Annotated in this window: 22 protein-coding genes and 1 other RNA gene; 6 read left to right on the top strand and 17 right to left on the bottom strand. The window is 56.6% G+C overall.

Annotated features, from left to right (window positions below; translation table 11 throughout):
* Positions 1–10: 10 nt before the first annotated feature.
* Genes diaA through LC417_RS15415 form a run of 3 tightly spaced genes read right to left on the bottom strand, consistent with a single transcriptional unit; the run spans position 11 to position 2,990 of the window.
* A complete protein-coding gene (gene diaA, locus LC417_RS15425; protein ID WP_010256507.1) occupies positions 11–598 on the bottom strand; it encodes a DnaA initiator-associating protein DiaA in 588 nt (195 codons plus the stop codon).
* 14 nt (positions 599–612) lie between these two features.
* Positions 613–1,008, bottom strand: a complete 396-nt coding sequence (locus tag LC417_RS15420; RefSeq protein WP_223566114.1) for a YraN family protein — start codon at positions 1,006–1,008, stop codon at positions 613–615.
* Entirely contained in the window at positions 966–2,990 is a 2,025-nt protein-coding gene (locus tag LC417_RS15415) for a penicillin-binding protein activator (RefSeq protein ID WP_033758882.1), read from the bottom strand. Before LC417_RS15415 ends, LC417_RS15420 begins: the two co-directional genes overlap by 43 nt.
* A gap of 62 nt (positions 2,991–3,052) precedes the next feature.
* On the opposite strand from LC417_RS15415, the gene rsmI reads away from it, so the two are divergent.
* Positions 3,053–3,919, top strand: a complete 867-nt coding sequence (gene rsmI, locus LC417_RS15410) for a 16S rRNA (cytidine(1402)-2'-O)-methyltransferase (RefSeq protein WP_010256516.1) — start codon at positions 3,053–3,055, stop codon at positions 3,917–3,919.
* 33 nt (positions 3,920–3,952) lie between these two features.
* Positions 3,953–4,331: RNase P RNA component class A (gene rnpB, locus LC417_RS15405), an RNA gene on the top strand.
* A 294-nt stretch (positions 4,332–4,625) separates the two neighbouring features.
* Here the strand turns inward: rnpB and LC417_RS15400 are convergent.
* The 10 genes from LC417_RS15400 to LC417_RS15355 all read right to left on the bottom strand — a co-directional run bounded on the left by LC417_RS15400 (position 4,626) and on the right by LC417_RS15355 (position 11,398).
* Positions 4,626–5,600: a glutathione S-transferase family protein gene (locus LC417_RS15400; RefSeq protein ID WP_010256519.1), complete on the bottom strand. Its 975-nt coding sequence runs from the start codon at positions 5,598–5,600 to the stop codon at positions 4,626–4,628.
* A 76-nt stretch (positions 5,601–5,676) separates the two neighbouring features.
* Positions 5,677–6,090, bottom strand: coding sequence for a DoxX family protein (locus LC417_RS15395; RefSeq protein ID WP_223566131.1), 414 nt, complete (start codon positions 6,088–6,090; stop codon positions 5,677–5,679).
* Between the two features lie 202 nt (positions 6,091–6,292).
* Entirely contained in the window at positions 6,293–6,577 is a 285-nt protein-coding gene (locus LC417_RS15390; RefSeq protein ID WP_172608920.1) for a YqjK-like family protein, read from the bottom strand.
* Entirely contained in the window at positions 6,577–6,972 is a 396-nt protein-coding gene (locus LC417_RS15385; RefSeq protein ID WP_010256529.1) for a phage holin family protein, read from the bottom strand. Before LC417_RS15385 ends, LC417_RS15390 begins: the two co-directional genes overlap by 1 nt.
* A 2-nt stretch (positions 6,973–6,974) precedes the next feature.
* Positions 6,975–7,280 carry a YqjD family protein gene (locus LC417_RS15380; RefSeq protein ID WP_010256532.1) on the bottom strand — a complete coding sequence of 102 codons (306 nt, stop codon included), beginning with the start codon at positions 7,278–7,280 and terminating at the stop codon, positions 6,975–6,977.
* A 35-nt stretch (positions 7,281–7,315) separates the two neighbouring features.
* Positions 7,316–7,690: a DUF1090 domain-containing protein gene (locus LC417_RS15375; RefSeq protein ID WP_010256536.1), complete on the bottom strand. Its 375-nt coding sequence runs from the start codon at positions 7,688–7,690 to the stop codon at positions 7,316–7,318.
* Positions 7,691–7,884: 194 nt separating this feature from the next.
* Entirely contained in the window at positions 7,885–8,232 is a 348-nt protein-coding gene (gene mzrA / locus LC417_RS15370) for an EnvZ/OmpR regulon moderator MzrA (RefSeq protein WP_167433193.1), read from the bottom strand.
* On the bottom strand, positions 8,232–8,906 hold the full coding sequence (locus LC417_RS15365) for a DedA family protein (RefSeq protein WP_010256544.1): 675 nt from the start codon (positions 8,904–8,906) through the stop codon (positions 8,232–8,234). The genes mzrA and LC417_RS15365 overlap by 1 nt, the downstream gene beginning before the upstream one ends.
* 324 nt (positions 8,907–9,230) lie before the next feature.
* Entirely contained in the window at positions 9,231–10,007 is a 777-nt protein-coding gene (exuR, locus tag LC417_RS15360; RefSeq protein WP_022623920.1) for a transcriptional regulator ExuR, read from the bottom strand.
* An 86-nt stretch (positions 10,008–10,093) separates the two neighbouring features.
* Entirely contained in the window at positions 10,094–11,398 is a 1,305-nt protein-coding gene (locus LC417_RS15355) for an MFS transporter (RefSeq protein WP_010699779.1), read from the bottom strand.
* Between the two features lie 399 nt (positions 11,399–11,797).
* On the opposite strand from LC417_RS15355, the gene uxaC reads away from it, so the two are divergent.
* The 3 genes from uxaC to LC417_RS15340 are packed head-to-tail and all read left to right on the top strand — an operon-like array spanning position 11,798 to position 16,159.
* On the top strand, positions 11,798–13,213 hold the full coding sequence (gene uxaC, locus LC417_RS15350; RefSeq protein ID WP_010256553.1) for a glucuronate isomerase: 1,416 nt from the start codon (positions 11,798–11,800) through the stop codon (positions 13,211–13,213).
* A gap of 2 nt (positions 13,214–13,215) precedes the next feature.
* Positions 13,216–14,664, top strand: coding sequence for a tagaturonate reductase (locus LC417_RS15345; RefSeq protein WP_223566113.1), 1,449 nt, complete (start codon positions 13,216–13,218; stop codon positions 14,662–14,664).
* Positions 14,665–14,668: 4 nt separating this feature from the next.
* The gene (locus tag LC417_RS15340; RefSeq protein ID WP_223566112.1) at positions 14,669–16,159 is read left to right on the top strand and encodes a UxaA family hydrolase; all 1,491 of its coding nucleotides are present in this window, start codon (positions 14,669–14,671) and stop codon (positions 16,157–16,159) included.
* A gap of 196 nt (positions 16,160–16,355) precedes the next feature.
* Here LC417_RS15340 and sstT read toward each other — a convergent pair whose 3' ends face one another.
* From sstT to LC417_RS15325, 3 genes are all read right to left on the bottom strand, one after another.
* On the bottom strand, positions 16,356–17,588 hold the full coding sequence (sstT, locus tag LC417_RS15335; protein WP_033785571.1) for a serine/threonine transporter SstT: 1,233 nt from the start codon (positions 17,586–17,588) through the stop codon (positions 16,356–16,358).
* Between the two features lie 235 nt (positions 17,589–17,823).
* Positions 17,824–18,792: a TerC family protein gene (locus tag LC417_RS15330; RefSeq protein WP_223566111.1), complete on the bottom strand. Its 969-nt coding sequence runs from the start codon at positions 18,790–18,792 to the stop codon at positions 17,824–17,826.
* A 257-nt stretch (positions 18,793–19,049) separates the two neighbouring features.
* Positions 19,050–20,036: a Gfo/Idh/MocA family protein gene (locus LC417_RS15325; protein ID WP_033785573.1), complete on the bottom strand. Its 987-nt coding sequence runs from the start codon at positions 20,034–20,036 to the stop codon at positions 19,050–19,052.
* 146 nt (positions 20,037–20,182) lie between these two features.
* Between LC417_RS15325 and LC417_RS15320 the strand changes: the two genes are divergently transcribed.
* Positions 20,183–21,871: a chloride channel protein gene (locus LC417_RS15320; protein WP_223566110.1), complete on the top strand. Its 1,689-nt coding sequence runs from the start codon at positions 20,183–20,185 to the stop codon at positions 21,869–21,871.
* Here LC417_RS15320 and LC417_RS15315 read toward each other — a convergent pair.
* Complete coding sequence (locus tag LC417_RS15315; RefSeq protein WP_223566109.1) at positions 21,868–22,371, bottom strand: M48 family metallopeptidase; 504 nt, start codon at positions 22,369–22,371, stop codon at positions 21,868–21,870. The genes LC417_RS15320 and LC417_RS15315 overlap by 4 nt on opposite strands.
* Positions 22,372–22,443: the final 72 nt, after the last annotated feature.

Here is a 22,443-nt window from a genome sequence, read left to right as displayed (position 1 = left end):
GCTCCTTCGGTCATTCCTGATGGGGAAAGAGAGTGTTATCGATCAGATCGCATAAGCAATTAACGGTGAGCATATGCATCTCCTGAATACGGGCGCTGCGGTGCGACGGAATGCGGATCTCCACATCCTGCGGACCCAGCAGTCCGGCGAGCTCTCCGCCATCATACCCGGTAAGCGCAACGATAGTCATATCGCGTGTTACCGCCGCTTCCACGGCCTTAACGATGTCACGGGTGTTGCCACGGGTTGAGATAGCCAGTAACACATCGCCTGCGTGTCCCAGGGCGCGCACCTGCTTGGCATAGATCTCATCGTGCAGGCGGTCATTACCAATCGCGGTCAGCATCACATTGTCGGCGCTCAACGCCAGCGCCGGTAAGCTTGGGCGTTCGGTCTCGAAACGGTTGATCATGCTGGCGGCGAAGTGCTGTGCATTGGCGGATGAGGCACCGTTGCCACAGCTCAGGATTTTATTGCCATTCAGTAACGACTGCACCAGCGTCATAGCGGCGCGGGAGATGGCATCGGGCAACGCTTCGGCTGCGGCAATCTGAGTTTGAATACTTTCGGTAAAACACGCTTTAATTCTGTCCTGCACACGACCACCTGGTTCTAAACGTCTGCATTAAAGGCATTCGGCAGCCACTCGAGCGCCGTGCCGGTAATGGCGATGATGTCGAAACGGCAATTCACTGTTTCAAAACTGCCGCCGCGTTGCGCCAGCCAGAGAGCGGCAGCGCGCAGCAGCTTTTGTTGTTTATTCCGGGTTACGCTGGCGAGCGCGCCACCATAACGCGCATCGCGTCGGTAGCGAACTTCAACAAACACCCAACAGTGCCCGTCACGCATTATCAGGTCAAGTTCACCATTGCCAAAGTGAACATTACTGGCGACCCATATCAGGCCAGCCTGCTCCAGATAGCGCCGGGCATCTTCTTCATGCCTGGCGCCAGTCTGACGCCGATTTAGTTGGCCGGTGCGATTTCGCCCCGACGATACTGGTTCCATGTCAACTTCCTGTTGATCACACAATCCGTGTCGGCGCTGAGCTTGCCGGTATTGCCGTCCAGCGTAAAGCCAGGTGACTGACGCATCTGGTTAAAGTGATTCGCCAGCGTCCAGGCATCCATTCCCATGGCATAGAGGCGCACCAGCGAATAGTCATTATTGAATGACTTTGATGTCTGCTGCATCAGGCCAGGATTGCTGCCGGAGAGCAGCGGAATATCGCTGAACTGCAGGCCATCCATTTCCAGACGGAAGTCCGGGCCGGCACCGGCTTGCGCGCTGCGCGAACTGGCGTAGAGCGAGATATTGCTGCGACTGCCGGTGCGCATGGTGATCATCGGTTTGATCAGCTGCAGTTCGTCCTGCGTTGAGACGATGTAGACCGCATCGACACCGCCGCCGCTGCTGGTGCTGACCACATCTGGCGTGTTCTGCTGCGGTGCCGGGATAGTCAGGCCCGCAATCGTAACACCCTGCGGCTCGGCAGGTGCAGCGTTCACTGGCGTACCGGATAAGCTGATGCCCGCGCCGCTGTTAATGCCCTGTTTCAGCTCTGAGGTCGAACCAAAGCGCTGCTGCATCACGGTGCTGCCACCCAGCGTCTGCCACTCCTGAGCAAAGGCATTGGTGACGCGATCGCCCAGTCCACTACGCGGAACCAGCAACAGCGGCTGGCGTTTGCCCTGATCCCAGATATGGTGCGCCGCATCGCGCGCTTCGTCTTCAGGAGAAAGCGCAAAGTAGCAGATATTCGGATGGTTCTGGATCTTTTCCGGCTCGTTGAGCGCCAGCACATTCAGTGGCGTCTGGCTGTTGGCGACCTTCTCAACGTTGCTCTTCAGCAGCGGGCCGACCACGATGGTGGCACCATCCTGCTGTGCCTGCTGCATCACCTGCTCAATCGGCTGGCTGCTGGTGTCATAGACCTTGATCTGTGCGTTGCTGGCCGGTTCTGCGGCAGCAGGCTGTGATTGAGGCTGTGGCGTCGTGTCGGCAGGCTGTTGCTGCTGCGGCGCGCTGATGGGATCGGTGGAAGAACCAGCAGCGGCAGCGGGTTGGGTGCTGGCGGTTGCATCAGCAGCGGCGGGCTGAGCTGCCGCAGGCTGAGTGACCGGCGCGGAGATGCCATTCTTCGCATCATTAAAGCCTTTCTGAATCGCGTTGGCGAACACCTGAGCCTGGCCATTCAGCGGCAGCAGCAGCGCGATGATGCTGGTTGAAGCTTTGGTGTAATTCTGCATCTGGCTCAGCTGCGTCGGCAGCGTTTTGGCCGCCGGGTTCTGCGGATAGCGGGTCTGCCAGTCTTTGATGCCTGACTTGAGCATCTCGGCATCCTGCGTGTTGGCGCGCCAGACCGCGAGCAGATCCAGCCAGCCCTGCAGCACATTTTCATCGGCATTGATGACCAGGTTGCTGACTTCCTGCGGCGACATCTGGGTCAGTGTCTGCCAGGTGGCGTCGATATTGCCCTGATGATCGGTGCCTTTCAGCAGCGGCTCCTGGGCAATATAGTTGCGCAGCAGCGAGAGTGAAGGGCGACCCTGTGCGCTGGCGATCTGCAGGCTGTAGTAACGCGCCAGCTGATCCTGCGACAGTGCGCCGGTTTTCACTGCCGCTAACAGCGGTTCGGCGTCTTTGATCTTCTGCTGTGCAATCAGCAATTGCGCTTTCAGCAGCAGGGATTCCTGTTGCTGCGTCTCAGAGAGCTGCTGCGGCAACTGGCTCAGTTGCTGAGTCGCCTCAGGATACTTTCCTTCCTTCAACAGGGCGCGGATTGCAAGTAATTGCCAGTCGGTCTTGCTATCATCGCTGCTTTGCTGCGCTTGCTGCAGATAGTAAGCGGAGCTGGCTGTGACGGGCCCCTGAATATTGACGGTTGAGGTTTGCGGCCCCTGACCGCTACATGCGGCTAAAATCAGCCCAGCAAGAATGACAGGCAGAAAGCGTCCTGCTTTATGACGAACGACTTTTGAAGGAAGCATACTGTATCCAGTGATGTTTTTTTCAAGATGCTCAATATTAAATCGGCAATTCGGATGAAACAATGAAACAACTCGATCGGGCAGAGATTTCTGCCAGCACGCTCTACATCGTTCCAACCCCGATTGGTAATTTGGGTGATATCACCCAGCGGGCGCTGACGGTGCTTTCGAGCGTCGATCTGGTCGCTGCGGAAGATACACGTCATACCGGACTGTTGCTACAACATTTCGCCATCAATGCGCGACTCTTCTCACTTCATGACCACAACGAGCAGCACAAGGCTGAACTGCTGCTGACGAAGCTGCAGGAGGGTCAAAGCATAGCCTTAGTTTCTGATGCTGGCACGCCGCTGATCAACGATCCGGGCTACCATCTGGTGCGTCGCTGCCGTGAAGCGGGCATCCGTGTGGTGCCGCTGCCGGGCGCCTGTGCTGCCATTGCTGCGTTAAGTGCTGCAGGGCTGCCATCCGATCGTTTCTGTTACGAAGGGTTTCTGCCCGCCAAAACCAAAGGCCGTTGCGACGCCCTGCGGGCGCTGGTGCAGGAGCCGCGCACGCTGATTTTCTATGAGTCGACCCACCGTCTGATCGACAGCCTGCAGGATATGGTGAGTGAGCTGGGTGCCGAACGCTACGTGGTGCTGGCGCGCGAGCTGACCAAAACCTGGGAGTCGATCTACGGTGCACCGGTCGGCGAGCTGCTGGCGTGGGTAAAAGAAGATGAGAATCGTCGCAAAGGCGAGATGGTGCTGATTGTCGAAGGGTACAAGACCGATGATGAAGATGCGTTACCAGCCGATGCGCTGCGTACGCTGGCGCTGCTGCAAAAAGAGCTGCCGTTGAAACGCGCGGCTGCGCTGACCGCTGAGATCCACAGCGTGAAGAAAAATGCGCTTTATAAGTATGCGCTGGAGCAGCAAGAGGCGTGACAAACGCCGGCGAATGTCCTATTATCCCGCGCCGAAGCTGACCAGACAGTCGCCGCTTTGTCGTCGTCCTCACTTGTGGGGAGACGGGCAGAGGGGAGGAAAGTCCGGGCTCCATAGGGCAGGGTGCCAGGTAACGCCTGGGAGGCGCAAGCCTACGACCAGTGCAACAGAGAGCAAACCGCCGATGGCCCAGAAATGGGATCAGGTAAGGGTGAAAGGGTGCGGTAAGAGCGCACCGCGCGACTGGCAACAGTTCGTGGCACGGTAAACTCCACCCGGAGCAAGGCCAAATAGGGGTTCACAAGGTACGGCCCGTACTGAACCCGGGTAGGCTGCTTGAGCCAGTGAGCGATTGCTGGCCTAGATGAATGACTGTCCACGACAGAACCCGGCTTAACGGTCAGCTTCGACTTTTTATCAAAAACCCCGCTTCGGCGGGGTTTTTGCTTTGTGTTGCGCGGTGACAGGATGAATGACTGCCCACGACGCTTATTCCTGAAAGAGTGCGGTTAATGATTGGCTGGGAGATCGCGCCTGCGCAGGAAACAGGGTCAGATCGGAAAGTCGCAAAATCCGTCATCCCTGACATGCTCGGCCCGCGCCATCCCTGGCGCGGGACGCTTTCCTCTTCTGACCCTGTTCCCTTCGCGTTTAGATTGTCATTGCGGTCAGATTGTATATGCTCCTTGCGCGATATGCAGGCAGCTTAACCGCGGCCGTGCGGTTCATCCCAGTCAAACGCCGGGCCCAGCGAAATGACGCCATTCGGGTTGATGGTCTTATGGCTGCAATAGTAGTGATGACGAATATGCGGCAGATTAACCGTCTCTGCGATACCAGGCATCTGATAGATATCACGCAGGAAACCACTCAGGTTTCTGTAGTCACTGATGCGATGGCGATCGCATTTAAAGTGGGTCACATAGACCGGATCAAATCGCACCAGTGTGGTCCACAACCGCAGATCCGCTTCGGTCAGTTGATCGCCAGTAAGATAGCGATGCTGGCCTAAAATCTGCTCCAGACGCGACAGCGAATGGAACAGCGCAGTGACTGCCTCGTCGTAAGCGGACTGAGAAGTGGCAAAGCCTGCTTTGTAAACGCCGTTGTTCACGGTGTCGTAGATCCAGCTATTCAGTTCATCAATCTTTTCGTGCAGTGCAACAGGATAATAATCCCCGGCACGGGCACCGACAGCATCAAACGCACTGTTGAACATGCGGATGATATCGGCAGACTCATTACTGACGATGGTGTTCTGCTGCTTGTCCCACAATACCGGCACGGTTACGCGGCCACTGTATTGCGGATCGGCGTGCAGATAGAGCTGATAGAGGAACTCATTCTGGTAGAGCTTATCGCCGGTCGCATCCTGAAAACTATCATCGAACGTCCAGCCATTCTCCAGCATCAGCGGATGCACCACGGAGACATCAATCATGCTATCCAGGCCCTTCAGCTGACGCATCAGCAGCGTGCGGTGCGCCCAGGGGCAGGCCAGCGAGACATAAAGATGATAGCGGTCGCGTTCGGCGACAAATCCCGCTTTACCCACCGGGCCAGCACTGCCATCCGCGGTAACCCAGTTGCGGAAAGCCGACTCTGAACGCTTGAAGCGTCCGCCGGTAGATTTGGTGTCGTACCAGGTGTCATGCCAGACACCGTCAATTAACTGTCCCATAATGGCTCCAATGCAAACAGGGCGGGGAAATGTCCCCGCCCTGCTAAGTATATGTGGCATTACGCTTTATGTGAGATTAGCGCGCAATCGCTGGCTTTGTTTTTCTTTTGCTGATCAGGCGATCAATGCTGTATGCACCAGGACCCACCAGACCTAACACCAGGAAACCACCGGCGATAGAGAGGTTCTTCATGAACATCAGCTGGTTCACGCCTTCGGCAAAGTTACTGTGGAACAGAAACGCGGTCAGGATGGTGAAGCCTGCAGTAAACAGGGCAGTGAAACGGGTCAGGAAACCAAACAGGATAGCCAGACCGCCGCCAAACTCCAGCAGGATAACCAGCGGCAGCATAAAGCCCGGGACGCCCATTGCTTCCATATATTGCTGAGTACCTGCATAACCGGTGATTTTGCCCCAGCCAGCCGTAATGAACAGGATTGGCATCAGGATGCGAGCCAGTAACAAACCAACGTCTTCGAATTTTTTCATCATTTACTCCAGCGCTATCAGGGATGCAGGGCAAGCTGCCCGCAAGGTTTATGCCCGCTGAAAGCAGTATTGCGTTCATTGGGTTGATAGCTGGAGATGATAGTCGCGGAGTGGAAAGGTTGTAAGCGAGATATACTGTCAGTGTTTTTCAGAAATTCTGATGAAGAAAAGCCGGCCTTTTCAGGACCGGCTTTTAGCAAAATTAACGCCGTGGCAGAGCGGACTTGATCATGCGCCAGGTACTCCAGGCGCCGAATCCCCGTTTTACCCAGCGTAACAGCATGTTGGGACTGCGAACGGAGTAGATAGCCAGCGCACTGCTGCCAATGGCCAGGTAGCGGCGCAAGCTGAGGAAGGTGAACCAGCCGCGATCGTAATGGGCGGTGCCTTCCAGCCAGTCACGCCGCGCAGCGCTTAAATCCAGCCGCTGCTGCTGCACATGCTTAAGCAGTTCATGGATGCGTTCTTCACGCTCGCGGCGGCTCATCAGCGCTGGTCCTCAAGTAAATCCCGGTCTGTTTCCAGCTCCTTGCGCGTGTGGCGCAACAGCGTGGACTGACGTGATTTGTGAAGCGTCCAGAGCCCCAGAATAACCGCCAGCAGTAGCAGCGTGCCGGTCGTGATGCCAATGGCCATCAGACGGTACTGCGCATCCACTGCCCAGATAATCAGAACCATCAGGCTCATCAGACCAAATGCAGTGAACAGCATTGTCAGGCCAACCATCAACAGCAGCTGAATCAGGTTAGCTTTCTCGTGCTCCAGTTCCACCACTGCCAGACGAACGCGTGTCTCGACCATGCCAACCAGCGTGGTAACAATGCGCTGGCCGATGTTAATGACCCCTTTAGCCGGGCCGTGGTTATGCTGTGAGTCAGCCATAATTATCGACGCGAAATGAGCATGCCCAGTGCGACGCCAATCGCTGCACCGATACCCACACCATGCCATGGATTTTCACGCACGTAGCCTTCGGCTTTTTGCGCCGCTTCGCGGGTGGTCGCAGCAATGCGCTCGCTTGATTCGCCCAGACGTTCACGTGAGCTATCCAGCGCCACACGCGCTTTATTGCGAAGTTTATCCAGCTCGCCTTTGGATTTTTCAGTGCTGCTGCTCAGCACCTCTTCCAGGGTATCGGCCAGGTTTTTCAGTTCAGCACGCAAATGTTCCGATGATGTGTCTTTAGACATAAAATACTCCTTTAACATCAGTTGGTTAGTTCCGATTAATAGGGCTCCGCCTGTAACTTTTTCAGCTCCCGGCGCGCTTCATCCAGTTTTTGTTGTCGCTTAGCAATCTTCTCCTTGTCATGGCCCTCTTCACGCTCTTCCCTGAGTGCGTGCTCACGCTCAGCAACTTTCTGCTTCTGAGCGTTAATTCTTTCCAGATGGGCGGCCTCGAGCTTTTTGTCGCTGCAATCGGCCCGGACTTCGGTCAGCGCGCGCTCCAGACCGTTAACCCGGCGCTGGTTGTTATGCTTCTGCGCCATCCCGATTTCACGCTGAATATCCTGCTCTTTCTGCTCACACAGCGATTCTGCCGCCAGCAGCGATCCCGACAGCGAAAACAGCGCGACTCCCAGTAATACTTGATATTTCATTGGTCCTGGACCCTTCCATTGCGACCTGATCCGTCATCACCCGCGTAATCATATGGCTGCGGGTGCTAAGAATCGACTCTCGCTTAAGCATAGACACCCATAGTAAAAAGTTCAAAGAAGACCGGGAGATAGAGCGCCTTTCAGACCGCCGCAGGATGGCGCGACGGTCTGAAAAGGAGAGGGGAGTCGGGGGATTACGCCAGTGAGAGGTGCTGAGAGTGATCGTGCTGCGCCACAATAAAGCCCTGTGGCAGCAGACGGCGTAACACCTTCTGGGCCGCCAGGCTCTGCTCTTCGCTATCAAAATGGATGATCAGTGCATCACCCGCAGGCGTAATGCTTTTGATACGAATACCCTGCGCACTTAATTGCTGGTAGAGATAAAAACCATCGGGCAGGGTGGCGCCAGCATGGGAAACCCGAATCTGCACCACCGTCTCGTGCTTCATCAGACCGGGGACCACACAAAGCGCGACCAGCGCAAAGACGCTAGCGATCAACCACGGTAACCACCGTTTAGGAATAGCCTGCAGCAGTTTCATTACTCGGCTTTCCCGTTCTGATTCGCCTGACGCTTACGCCATATGACCACCAGCGATCCCACCAGACCAAACACCAGCAGCACCAGCGGCAGCATCATCAGGAAGAACATCATCTCATCTTCATAACGACGGAAAATCGGGGTTTTACCCAGCGCGAAGCCGATAACGGTCAGAATCACCACCCACAGGAACGCACTTACCCAGTTGAAGAACTGAAAGCGGGCATTACTGAGGCCTGACAATCCGGCGATGGTAGGCAGCAGAGTACGCACAAACGCGATAAAGCGACCAATCAGCAGGGCAGATAAGCCGTGACGATGGAACATGCTGTGCGCGCGCAGATGATACTGGGCGGGAAGATGGGAGAGCCATTTCTGTACCGTGGGCGTGTTACCCAGCCAGCGGCCCTGTAAGTAGCTCACCCAGCAGCCAAGACTGGCACCGGTCGTTAAAACCAGAATCGTCAGGGGGAAGCTCATGGTGCCTTTGGCAATCAGTACGCCGACCAGAATCAGCAGACTGTCACCTGGCAGAAATGCAGCGGGAAGAAGGCCATTTTCTAAAAACAAAATCATAAACAGCACGCCGTAAATGGCCCATACCAGCGTGGGATCGGAGAGGGTTTCGTAGTCCTGCTGCCAGAGGGCATGCAGCAACGATTGCAAAATATCCATCAATTCATTCCTGAACATCATTGTTAAACATGTCCCACAGGGACTTAAACGCAGACCGGCATTTCGTTATAAATTTTAGGAGCGCAGCCTGGGCGGGATTTTCCGGATCCTTCCAGAATTGATTGTTAAATCAGCGACTTTATAACCCCCAGTCGCAAAGGGTAATAAAAGGGCGATAACTGTAACAAAAATCGCCTGTCTGAGACAGGAAAACTCTCTGGCGAACAGGAGTTTTACCTTGTGAAACGGCGTGTAAAAAGGAGCTTTACATGACCTGACACTATTGCAGATTAACTGACCGTCTCAGGGCATTTTCAGGCACTTTTAGCGGGCGTTATTGGACCCATCAGGCAGGATGACCGGATTCTCACCAAACATGTATCGATCCACGTTAAATTCAAAATCATCCGCCGTCGCGTTAAACAGCATCTGTTTAGTATTTTCCAGATGTTGCCACATCGCCAGTTTGCTGGCGGCGGGATCTTTGCGCATCAGAGCTTTAAGAATCTGATCGTGGTCGTCGCACCAGCTGAGAATGCTGCGCTGGTCGATGTGTTCGTGAAGTTTGAGCCAGTAGGGATTGTGCAGGCGATGCAGCCACATTTTTTCAACGATGGCGGCTAAGGCACTGTTCTGGGTGGATTGCGCGATACGTACATGAAACTGCATATCCCACTCGGAGTCGCGGAAGTGATCCTCCTGGCGGGCTTTTTCCTGAATCGCCATCAGGTCGATAATGTCCTGACGCGTTACCTGCGTCGCAGCGAACTCGGCAACATTACTCTCAATCAGCTGACGTGCCTGGAGCAGTTCGAAGGGGCCAAACGTGGCGAACTCCAGCTGACTGCTGGTGGAAGCGATGCGGTTCTGCTGCTGGCTGGCAATGACGTGGATGCCCGAGCCTTTGCGGACCTCAACATAGCCTTCAACTTCCAGCATGATGATCGCTTCACGTACGACGGTGCGGCTCACTTCCATCTCTTCGGCAATCAGGCGCTCAGCAGGCAGTTTGTCACCCACCGGATAGATCCCGGTTTCAATGCGGCTTTTCAGCTCGCTGGCCAGCTGTTGATAAAGTCGACGGGATTCAGTGAAGTCCATAGCACAATCCTGGTAGCAGACAGATAAGTTGTTATACCACTTCAGGAGGTGCGAGGAAATGGGCTGGCTTGCGCCAGCCCGGCAGATTAACTGCGAACGGCGCTGGCCTGCGGAATAACAGCTTCGGCATTCAGCTCTGAAATGGGTTTATTTTTCAGAACCGTCCAGATAACGACGGCGCCCAGCAGATCAAACACCGCCAGCGCGGCAAACAGCGGGCTGAAGCCCAGCGTATCGGCCAGTGCACCGACCACCAGCGCAAACATGGTGCTGGCGGTCCAGGCTGCCATGCCGGTCAGGCCGTTAGCCGTGGCAACTTCATTGCGGCCGAAAACGTCTGAGGAGAGGGTAATTAGCGCGCCAGAGAGGGCCTGATGCGCAAACCCGCCGATGCACAGCAGACCAATGGCGACGTAGGGGCTGGTGAACAGGCCGATGGTGCCCGGCGCAATCATTAACACCGCACCCATCGTCACGACCATCTTGCGGGAGACGATCAGGTTAACGCCGAACCAGCGCTGAAACAGCGGCGGCAGATAGCCACCGAGGATGCAGCCGAAGTCCGCGAACAGCATCGGCATCCAGGCGAACATCGCAATCTCTTTCAGATTGAAGCCGTAAACCTTAAACATAAACAGCGGAATCCAGGCGTTGAACGTTCCCCATGCCGGTTCTGCCAGAAAGCGCGGCAGGGCAATACCCCAGAACTGGCGGTTACGGATAATCTCCAGTGCTGACATTTTGCGGGTGTTGCCGGTCTGATGCTGTGCTTCCTGGCCGGAGATAATATAGTCGCGCTCTTCATCGCTCAGCTTCTTCTGCTGTTTCGGGTGCTTGTAAAACACCAGCCAGCTGAGTGCCCAGGCCATGCTCAGCACGCCGGTCATGATAAATGCCATCTGCCAGCTGTGCGCCACGATCGCCCAGACTACCAGCGGCGGAGCCAGCATCGCACCGATAGACGAACCCACGTTAAAGTAGCCCACGGCGACCGAACGCTCTTTAGCCGGGAACCATTCGCTGCTCGCTTTCAGTCCGGCCGGGATCATCGCCGCTTCAGCCGCACCGACTGCGCCACGTGCCAGCGCCAGTCCGCCCCAGCTGCCCGCCATCGCCGTAGCGGCACAGAAAATCGCCCACATAATAGCAAACACCGCGTAGCCGACTTTGGTGCCGAGCAGATCCAGTACATAACCTGCCACCGGTTGCATCAGCGTGTAGCAGGCTGAATAGGCCGCAATTATGTAGGAGTACTGCTGCGTGGTGATATGCAGCTCTGACATTAATGTCGGGGCCGCCACGGCAATGGTGTTACGGGTCAGATACCCTAACACCGTACCGAGCGTCACCAGTCCAATCATGTACCAGCGTAACCCTTTGATCTTACGCATCCTCTACCTCTTCCAGTTCTGTATGCGGTCTTGCCGCTGTTGTTATCTGGAGCGGGACAGCACGTGATGCAGCTCTGCTCACGCCCGCAGGTTCTGTATGAGCAACCCTGTTATGACCTTGCCATTTGTGAGTCGCTAACGACCTCACGATGGGGCGAGAGCCTAACTTGTTATACAACTTTAAAAGTTGAGAGCCATCACAAAAACCCTTTCTGCACTGTGGGATACTGGAAACCTGCGTAATGACAGCCATTTAGCGCGATACGGGCGACAAAAACGTCCATAACGGCAGCCAGCTACCGCCGTTTATGTGAGCAGGATCGCAAATAAATCCGTAACGGACTAAAATTGGTATGATAACTTTGGGCCATCCGTGGTTCAGTCGATGAGGAAGCATGTATGTCACGTTTCATGACCGAAGATTTTTTGCTGGATACCGAATTCGCCCGTCGTCTCTATCACGACTATGCAAAGGATCAGCCGATTTTCGACTATCACTGCCACTTGCCGCCGCAGCAGATTGCCGAAAATTATCGCTTCGCCAACCTTTATGACATCTGGCTGAAGGGCGATCACTATAAGTGGCGGGCCATGCGTGCCAACGGTGTGGCTGAGGCGTTCTGTACCGGTAACGCCAGCGATCGTGAAAAATTTGACGCCTGGGCGCGCACCGTGCCGCACACTATCGGCAACCCGCTCTATCACTGGACCCACCTGGAGTTACGCCGGCCTTTCGGTATTACCGATACGCTGCTTTCTGAGAAAACGGCTGACAGCATCTGGCATCGCTGCAATGAACTGCTGGCGCAGGATAGCTTTACCACGCGCGGCATCATGCAGCAGATGAAGGTGAAGATGGTGGGCACCACTGACGATCCGCTGGATGACCTGCGGCATCACCGCGCGCTGGCAGACGATGCCAGTTTCAGCGTTAAAGTGCTGCCGAGCTGGCGTCCGGACAAAGCGTTTAATATCGAAGCGGAAACCTTCCTGCCGTGGATCGAGACGCTGGAGCAGCTGACGGATATCAGCGTGCAGCGTTTTGACGATCTGCGCAGCGCACTGCATCAGCGGCTGGATCACTTCGCGGCGCACGGCTGTAAAGTCTCCGATCACGCGCTGGATGTGGTCTGCTACGCCGAGGCGGATGACGCCACGCTGGATGCGATTCTGGCGCGTCGTCGCAGCGGTGCCGCGCCCAACCCGCAGGAAACGGCACAGTTTAAAACGGCGGTGCTGGTCTGGCTGGGCAGCGAATATGCCCGCCGTGGCTGGGTGCAGCAGTATCATATTGGCGCACTGCGCAACACCAATCCGCGCCAGTACCAGCTGCTGGGGCCTGATGTCGGCTTCGATTCAATCAACGACCAGCCGCTGGCCGAACCGCTGGCACGCCTGCTGGGCGCGCAGAATCTCAATAATGCGCTGCCTAAAACCATTCTCTACTGCCTGAACCCGCGCGACAACGAAGTGCTGGCCACCATGGCGGGCAACTTCCAGGGCGAAGGTCAGGCGGGCAAAATGCAGTTCGGTTCAGCCTGGTGGTTCAACGACCAGCTGGATGGTATGCAGCGTCAGATGACGCAGCTGGCGCAGATTGGTCTGCTGAGCCGTTTCGTCGGCATGCTGACCGATAGCCGCAGCTTCCTCTCCTACACCCGCCACGAATATTTCCGCCGGCTGCTGTGCCAGATGATAGGCCGCTGGGTGGAGCAGGGTGAAGCGCCAGCCGATGAAGCACTGTTAGGCCAGATGGTACAGAACATCTGCTTCAACAATGCCCGCGATTACTTCGGCATCGAGCTGGGAGCCTGATAATGAAAAGGCTAAACCGTCACGACTTTCCGGGCGCAGTCTATCGCGACCGGGTGATCCAGTTCGGCGAAGGCAACTTCCTGCGCGCCTTTATTGACTGGCAGATCGACTGGCTGAATGAACATCAGGGCACCGATGCCGGGATCGTGGTGGTGCGGCCGCGCAACCGTGAAGTCAGCGACAGCCTGAATCAGCAGGATGGACTCTATACCACGCTGATCCGCGGGCTGAACGATCAGGGCGAGCAGGTCAGCGAAACCCGGCTGATCCGCAGCCTCAACCGTGAAATCCAGCCCTGGCAGCAGTTCGGCGAATTTATGGCGCTGGCCCGTAATCCGGATCTGCGCATGGTCTTCTCCAATACCACCGAAGCGGGCATCGCCTTTGTCGGCACGGATCAGCTCACCGATCAGCCCGCCAGCAGTTTCCCCGGCAAACTGACGCAGCTGCTGTGGGCGCGCTATTCCCACTTCAATGGCGCCAGCGACCGGGGCTGGCTGGTGGTGCCGTGCGAGCTGATTGACCATAACGGCGACACGCTGCGCGATCTGGTGCTGCGCTACGCCGATCAGTGGCATCTGCCCTCCGAATTTAAAACCTGGGTTCATCAGCACTGCGCGTTCTATAACACCCTGGTCGACCGCATCGTCACCGGCTTCCCGGCGGAAAGCGAGCAACTGCAACACGAGCTGGGTTATGAAGATCGCTATCTGGTGGCGGGCGAAGTCTACTATCAGTTTGTGATTCAGGGGCCGTCGGCGCTGTTTAATGAACTGAAGCTGGCGGCGCTGTCGCCGCAGGTTCGGCATGTGGATGACATTGCGCCCTATAAAGCGCAAAAAGTGGCCATTCTCAATGGCGCGCACACTGCAATGGTACCGGTCGCGTTTCTGGCCGGTATTGAGAGTGTGGGAGAGGCGATGGCCGATCCGGCTATCGCCGGATTTGTGGATAACCTGCTGCGTCACGAAGTGATCCCGACGCTGGATCTGCCTGCCGATGAACTGCACGCGTTTGCCGATGCGGTACAGCGTCGTTTCCGCAATCCGTTTATTCGCCACGCGCTGCTGTCGATTGCCCTTAATGGCATGACCAAATTCCGCACCCGTCTGCTGACCCCACTCCTTGCCGCGCATCAGCAAACCGGCGAGTGGCCGACACACATCACCTTTGCGCTGGCCGCGCTGATCGCTTTTTATCGCGGCGAGTCAGCCGGCAAAAGCTGGCCATTGCAGGACGAGCCGCAGTGGTTACAGCGCTACGCCGACGCCTGGAAAGCACTTGATGGGGATCAGCTGTCACCGCAACAGCTGGTGAACGGCGTACTCAGCGACGCGCAACACTGGGGTGAAGATTTAACCCGTCAGCCCGGACTGGCTGCGGCTGTCACCCAACACCTGCAAAATATCATCGCCCACGGAATGCGTGAGGCGCTGAGCCAACTGAGATAACGCTATGCAAGACGCAATCAAAATTGATCCCCGCGACAATGTCGCCGTGGCGTTACGTGATTTAGACGCGGGCGCCATGATAGAGCTGCCGCCACTGAGTGTGGCGGTGCAACAGGCGGTCGGACGCGGGCATAAATTTGCCCTGCAGCCTATCGCGCAGGATGAGCTGGTGATCAAATATGGGCTGCCGATTGCCCATGCCACGCAGCCTGTGGCCGCCGGTGAGTTAATCCATTCGCAGAACGCCCGCACCAATCTCAGCGATCTGGATCAGTATGCGTATCAGCCCGAGTTTGTGACGCTGCCGCCGCAGCCGGGTGACCGTGAGGTGCAGATCTACCGTCGAGCTAACGGCGAGGTCGGCATCCGCAATGAGCTGTGGATCCTGCCGACCGTCGGCTGCGTCAACGGCATTGCGCGTCAGATCCTGCAGCGCTTTCTGAAGGAGACGCAGGATGCAGAAGATATCGATGGCGCGTTCCTGTTCAGCCATACCTTCGGTTGTTCGCAACTGGGGCAGGATCACGAAAACACCCGCACCATGCTGCAGAACATGGTGCGCCATCCTAATGCTGGCGCGGTGCTGGTGATTGGTCTCGGCTGCGAAAACAATCAGGTTGATGCCTTCCGTGACACCCTCGGCGCGTTTGAAAGCGACCGGGTTGAGTTTATGGTGTGCCAGCAGCATGACGATGAGGTGGAAGCCGGGCTGGAGCGGCTGCACGCATTGTATGAAAAAATGCGTCACGACCAGCGCGAGCCGGGCAAACTCAGCGAGCTGAAGTTTGGTCTGGAGTGCGGCGGTTCGGATGGTTTGTCTGGCATCACCGCCAATCCGTTGCTGGGACGTTTCTCGGACCAGATGATCGCCAATGGCGGCACCACCGTACTGACCGAAGTGCCGGAAATGTTTGGCGCAGAGCGGATTCTGATGAGTCGCTGTCGCGACGAGGAGACCTTCAGCAAAACGGTGGCGATGATCAACGATTTCAAACAGTATTTTATCGATCACCAGCAGCCGATCTATGAAAACCCGTCGCCAGGTAACAAGGCGGGCGGTATCACCACGCTGGAGGAGAAGTCGCTGGGCTGTACTCAGAAAGCGGGGCAGAGCCAGGTGGTCGATGTGCTGAAGTATGGCGAACGGTTAAAAACGCCGGGGCTGAATCTGCTGAGTGCGCCGGGTAATGATGCGGTCGCCACCAGTGCGCTGGCAGGCGCCGGTTGCCACATGGTGTTGTTCAGTACCGGACGCGGCACACCTTATGGCGGTTTTGTGCCGACGGTGAAGCTGGCCACCAATACGCCGCTGGCGGAGAAGAAACCGCACTGGATCGACTTTAATGCCGGACGGTTGATCGAGGGAATGAGTATGGATGCGATGCTGGAAGACTTTGTCGACAGCATTGTGGCGATTGCCAGCGGTCAGTCGACCAACAACGAGAAGAACGATTTCCGCGAGCTGGCGATTTTCAAAAGCGGTGTGACGCTATAGTTTGTCAGGCAAACAATGGCGATCCTGATGTTGTTATTACCGTCGGTTAATCCTGTGCCCTTCGTGGGTGGCAGAGTCCGATCGCAAAGTCGCTTAAAGCATCCCTGCTCGCTCGGCCCGCGCCTTCCCTGGCGCGGGACGCTTTGCTCTTCGGACTCTGCCACCCACTCTTTGAGCTTTTGAGCTATCTGAAAGGTTAAGCCCGGCTGGTTTCGCGCTCCGCTTCTGCCTGACAGACGGCGGCGGTAAACAGAATATCCGTTGAAGAGTTCAGCGCGGTTTCCGCCGAATCCTGCAGGACGCCGATAATAAAGCCGACCGCCACCACCTGCATTGCCAGATCATTCGGAATGCCGAACATGTTACAGGCCACCGGGATCAGCAGCAGCGAACCGCCCGCCACGCCAGATGCACCACAGGCACAGAGTGACGCCACCAGACTCAGCAGAATTGCCGTCGGCACATCAATGCTGATCCCCAGCGTATGCACCGCCGCCAGCGTCAGCACGGTAATGGTAATCGATGCCCCCGCCATACTGATGGTTGCGCCCAGTGGAATCGACACCGAATAGGTATCCTCATCCAGATCCAGACGTTTCGCCAGCGCCATATTCACCGGAATGTTGGCGGCAGAACTGCGGGTAAAGAAGGCGGTCACGCCGCTTTCGCGCAGGCAGGTGAAGACCAGTGGATAGGGGTTGCGACGGATTTTATAGAACACCAGCAGCGGGTTCACCACCAGCGCCATCAGCAGCATACAGCCCAGCAGCAGCGCCAACAGATGCGCATATTGCCACAGCGCGCCAAAGCCGGTAGACGCGAGGATCGAGGCCACCAGACCGAAAATACCAATCGGCGCGCAGCGAATCACGCAGCGTACCAGCCAGGTCACCGCATGAGAGGCATCATTGAGAAAGGCGCGGGTAGTGTCACTGCTATGACGGAAAGCCAGCCCGAGGCCAATTGCCCACACCAGAATGCCGATGTAGTTGGCGTTCATCAGGGCCGTGATTGGATTCGACACCATGCTCATCAGCAGTCCGCGTAACACTTCGGTGATGCCGGATGGTGGTGTGATTTCCGTGGTGCCCACCGCCAGCGTCAGCGTCTGCGGGATCAGATGGCTGAAGACCACCGCGACGACCGCCGCGAAAAAGGTGCTCAGCAGATAAAGCATAATAATCGGCCGGATATTGCTCTTCTGGCCCTGCTGGTGGTTGGCAATCGAGGCGATCACCAGCATCAGTACCAGCAATGGCGCGACTGCTTTCAGCGCACTGACAAACAGTTCACCCAGCAGACCGACCGCGATAGCGGCATCGTGTGAAATCCAGGCGAGCGCCACACCGGCGATCAGCCCAATCATGATTTGCTTCACCAGGCTTCCGGCGAGCAGCGTGCCCAGACGTGCGGAGAGAGTTTTCTGCATAATATTTTCTATATTTTGTCGCGGATGTAGTTTCAGACGCGATGTTTTGCATCGGCTAAAACGGTTTGCCCGGCGGAGTATAAGGAAAAGATCGGACGAGAAAAGAGAAAGTTCTGTCACTGTGGAGCAGGTCAGATTTTTATTATGCTGGATAGTGGAAGTGTGACAGAGGGATGAAATGGCGTGACAGGCTGCCACAAAATAAAACAGGGGCATCGGCTGCCCCTGCAGGTAATTATGGTGCGAGCTTTTTCTGGTCTCTTTTGCGGTTAACCCAGGCATTAATCAGCAGGGTTGATGCCAGAATGGCACCGACCACACCCAGCGAGATACCGACCGGGATATGGTAGATGTCGACAATCAGCATCTTAAAGCCGATGAACACCAGCACAATCGCCAGGCCATACTTCAGCATCGAGAACCGTTCCGCCACGTTTGCCAGCAGGAAGTACATGGCACGCAAACCCAGGATAGCGAACAGGTTTGAGGTCAGTACGATAAACGGGTCAGTGGTCACGGCGAAGATCGCCGGGATACTGTCGACCGCAAAGATCACGTCGCTGATTTCTACCATGATCAGCACCAGCAGCAGTGGCGTCGCAAACAGCACGCCGTTTTTGCGGGTGAAGAACTTCTCGCCGTCGAGATCGTCAGTCATGCGCAGATGCTTACGCAGCCAGCGCACCACAGGTTTTTCGCCCACCGCGCTGTCATCCTCTTTCGCCAGCGCCATTTTCACACCGGTGAACAGCAGGAAGGCACCGAACACATAGAGGATCCAGCTGAACTGCGTGACCAGCCAGCTACCGGCGAAGATCATGATGGTACGCAGCACGATAGCGCCTAATACCCCATAGATCAGCACCCGGCGCTGCAGATTGGCCGGAATAGAGAAGTAACTGAACAGCATCAGCCAGACGAAGACGTTATCCACCGCCAGCGCTTTTTCCAGCACGTAACCGGTCAGGAAGGCGAGCGTCTGCGTGTTAGCGACTTCACGTCCCGCGCTGTCCTCCAGATACCACCAGAAGGCGGCGCTGAACAGCAGTGAGACTGAAACCCAGATCAGCGACCAGACGGCCGCCTGTTTGAAAGACATGGTCTGCGCGCCACGGCGTCCCTGCAACAGCAGGTCGATAGCCAGCATGATAAGCACCACAACCGCAAAGCTGCCCCACAGTAAAGGCGTACCCACAGTTTGCATATTCGTATCCTGTCCGAAAAATAAAAAAAAACGGCTGAAGTCAGAAGACGTCAGCCGCTTATTTTTGTGTAAGCAAACCTCGCCTTCCGGCAAGGTCTCACTTACAACACAGAAATTGATTCCGGGTTGCCTGATGACCGGATGCTTTCGCATCGTAATGACGATCAATCAGCTTACAAGTTACTCCCCTTTGCAGGAGGGTAAGTTACGGTTTAGCCGCACAGGAAGCAACACCTCTCAGACATATTTAGAAATATTTACATAGCAGCCTGGTCGGCCGGGAAGATTACGCCGGTCTGGCGGCGTATCTCAGTCAGCAGCGACGCAGTAATCCGCGAAACCTCAAGCGAAGGGTGGTCCACCTGACGCTGCTCAACCAGCCGGGCAAAAGCGGCGGCTTCATACAGCATGGTGTTGATATGCTGCGGCTGGCTCAGCGTCTGCTTTTCCGCGCCCCGCGGCACAAAAGTCAGCTGCTGGCACTCCGATAACTTCTCTATCACCAGCGCGCCCGCTTCACCCTGAATCTCGCTGGGTAGGCTGGAATCACTCACCTTCGAATGCAGGATCGTCACATCGAAATCAGCGTAACTCAGCACCACCACGCCGTGCGCGTCCACGCCGCTTGCAAGCAAAGTCGCGCTGGCCTGCACACGATCTGGCTCGCCCCACAGCGTCACCGCCGAGGCCAGACAGTAATAACCGATATCCATAATTGAGCCATTCGACCAGCGCGGATCAAATGTATTGGGGTTCTCACCGTTGAGATAGCGTGGGTAGCGTGAGGAGTACTGGCAGTAATTCAGCAGCGCTTTTCGCAGTTTACCCACGTCAGGCAGTGCCTGCTGCAGCCGCAGGAAATTAGGCAGGCTGGCAGTTTTAAACGCCTCAAACAGCACCACCTGATGCTCACGGGCGCAGGCGATCATCTGTTCCACTTCTGCCAGGTTAGAGGCCAGCGGTTTTTCGCAAATCACATGCTTGCCGTGCGACATAAACAGCAGCGCCTGCTGGCAGTGCAGGGCGTTGGGGCTGGCCAGATAGACCGCATCGATCTCCGGGCTGGCGGCCAGCGCTTCCAGTGAGGTAAAGGTCTGTTTGCAGGGATAATCGGCGATAAAGGCCTCAGCCTGCTGCTGACTGCGTGAATAGACCGCACAGAGCTTCATCGCTCCGGTTTCATGAGCGGCATCAATAAACTGGCGTGTAATCCAGTTTGTTCCCACAATGGCAAAACGAATCACGTCATCTCTCCGGCAGCTGTAAAGCGGCAGAGTAACATCTCACCCACGCTGTGCAATGGTGCCGGGCGGGCAGGGATTGATCCTGCGATCCGCATTCCAATAATATGCGGAAGCGATGATGTTTATGTACCAACCAGGGAGCGCAGGTGAAAGCAAGTAAGCACGCATTAAACTGGACCACACTTCTGATCGCCATTCCGGTCGGGTGTGCGGCGTCGCTGGTGACGCTGGCTTTCCGCGGCGTGATTGAACTGATCAACCATCTGCTGTTTGCCCGCAGTGGCGAAATAACCGAATCCCTGCATCTCTGGCCGTGCATCTTCTGGCCGCTGCTGGTGGGGGCGGGCGGCGTACTGGCGGGCTATTTTCTGCGTTATGCCGTTGCCATTGAGCAGCAGCAGACGGTGAAAACGGATTACCTTGAAGTGATCAACGCCCGGCTGGATGCGGTGCCGACCCGGACCTCACTGTTCCGCGCCTTATCGTCGATTGCCAGTATCGGCAGCGGCGCGTCGATAGGTAAAGAGGGGCCGATGGTGCAGCTCTCGGCACTGTGCGGCAGTGCGATTGGTCGCCTGTTACCGGCCTCACTTAACCTGAAAAACAGTGACGTGGTGGCGATGGCCGCGGCGGCGGGCCTCGCGTCGGTTTACCATGCGCCGCTGGCGTCAGCGATTTTTGTGGCGGAAATCGCCTTCGGCATTTCTGCCTTGCAGCGGCTGATCCCCCTGATCATCGCTGCCGCCACGGCGGTGATGACCATGTGGACGCTGGGTTTTCGCAGCGCGCTCTATCCGCTGGCAGACGCGAACTTCGCCATGGATCTCAGCAGCCTGCTGATGACGGTGGTGATTGGTCTGTGCGCCGGTCTGGCGGGCTGGATCGTGATTAAATGCATCGCCCGCAGCAAAGCGCTGTTCAGCCGGGTCGCCTCCCTGCCGCTGCGCCTCGGGGCGGGCGGCTTTGCGGTCGGCTTACTGGCGCTGATCTCCACTGATATCCTCGGCAACGGCTACGAGGTGATCGTCAAAGTGATGGCAGGGCACTACCTGCTGCCGGGTCTGCTGCTGTTGCTGGTGCTGAAAACCCTCGCCACCAGCCTGTCGGTAGGGTCGAACGCCGTCGGCGGACTCTTTACCCCTTCGCTGCTGATTGGCGCGCTGCTGGGGGTGATCATCGCGACGGTGGGGGCGGCGCTGCATCTGCCGCTCGGCAATGTGCTGCTCTATGCCGCGATTGGTATGGCGGCGGTGCTGGCGGCGGTCAGTCAGGCGCCGTTGATGGCGATGCTGATGGTGCTGGAGATGACACTCAACAGCAGCCTGCTGTTTCCGCTGATGATCGCCACGGTGCTGGCGTCGATGGTGGTCTATCGCCTGCAATCCGCCAGTACTTATCCGGTCGTGAGTCATCACTTCAGCCGTTCAGAAGCGAAATATGATTTCGATAACATGCGCATTGCCGAGCTGATTATTGCGGGTGCGGCGTTGCAGCCGGAGGAGTCGGTGGGGCAGGCGCTGGCGGTCAGCTCCCTGAAGCGTGAACGCTATGTTTATGTGATCAACGCCGCGGGCGCTTTCCTCGGCGTGGTCTCGATTCATGAAATTTCGCGCCGGGTGCTGGCCCAGGAGATCACCCTCGACTCACCGGTGCAGTGCGTGATGGATCAGGATTTCCCGGTGGTGTATCAGAATCAGAGTATGCGTGAGGGATGGGAAGCCTTTGCGGCGGTGACACTGGAGCGGTTGCCGGTGCTCAACAATCCGCAGGAACGGCGCTTTCTGGGGGCGCTGACCAAAACCAGTCTGATTCAGAAAGCGCAGGAGTTTCTTTAAGCCGCGTTGCCGCGCGTCGCCTGGTCCGTCATCCACAGTCGCGCATCAAATTCGAGCTGGTGATAATCCGGCTCCATATGGCAGCAGAGCTGGTAGAACGCCTTATCGTGATCTTTCTCTTTAAGGTGTGCCAGCTCATGCACCACGATCATCCGCAGAAACGGCTCTGGCGCGAGGCGGAAAAAGGTCGAGATACGGATTTCCGCTTTCGCCTTAAGCTTACCGCCCTGAATCCGCGAGATGGCAGTGTGCAGCCCGAGTGCATGCTTCATCACCTTAATCTTGTTATCCCACATCACTTTGCTGATCGGCGGCGCATTGCGCATATAGCGATTTTTCAGCGCCTGCGTGTAGTCATACAGCGCTTTATCACTCATCACGTCGTGGGTGTCAGGATAACGTTCCTGCAGGAACGCACCTAAGCGCTGATGGGCGATCAACGACTGAACCTGCTCAAGAAGGGGGGCAGGATAACCCTGAAGGTAGATCAGTGAGGACATTAGGGATTCCAGGCGAAAGACAGTATACTGCGCCCCCGATTTTGGGGCGAAAATCAACCAAAGTGTACCACG

It is taken from the genome of Pantoea sp. OVA07A (genome assembly GCF_019969975.1).
Classification (GTDB): domain Bacteria; phylum Pseudomonadota; class Gammaproteobacteria; order Enterobacterales; family Enterobacteriaceae; genus Pantoea; species Pantoea agglomerans.
This window is presented reverse-complemented; position numbering and strand designations above follow the sequence as displayed.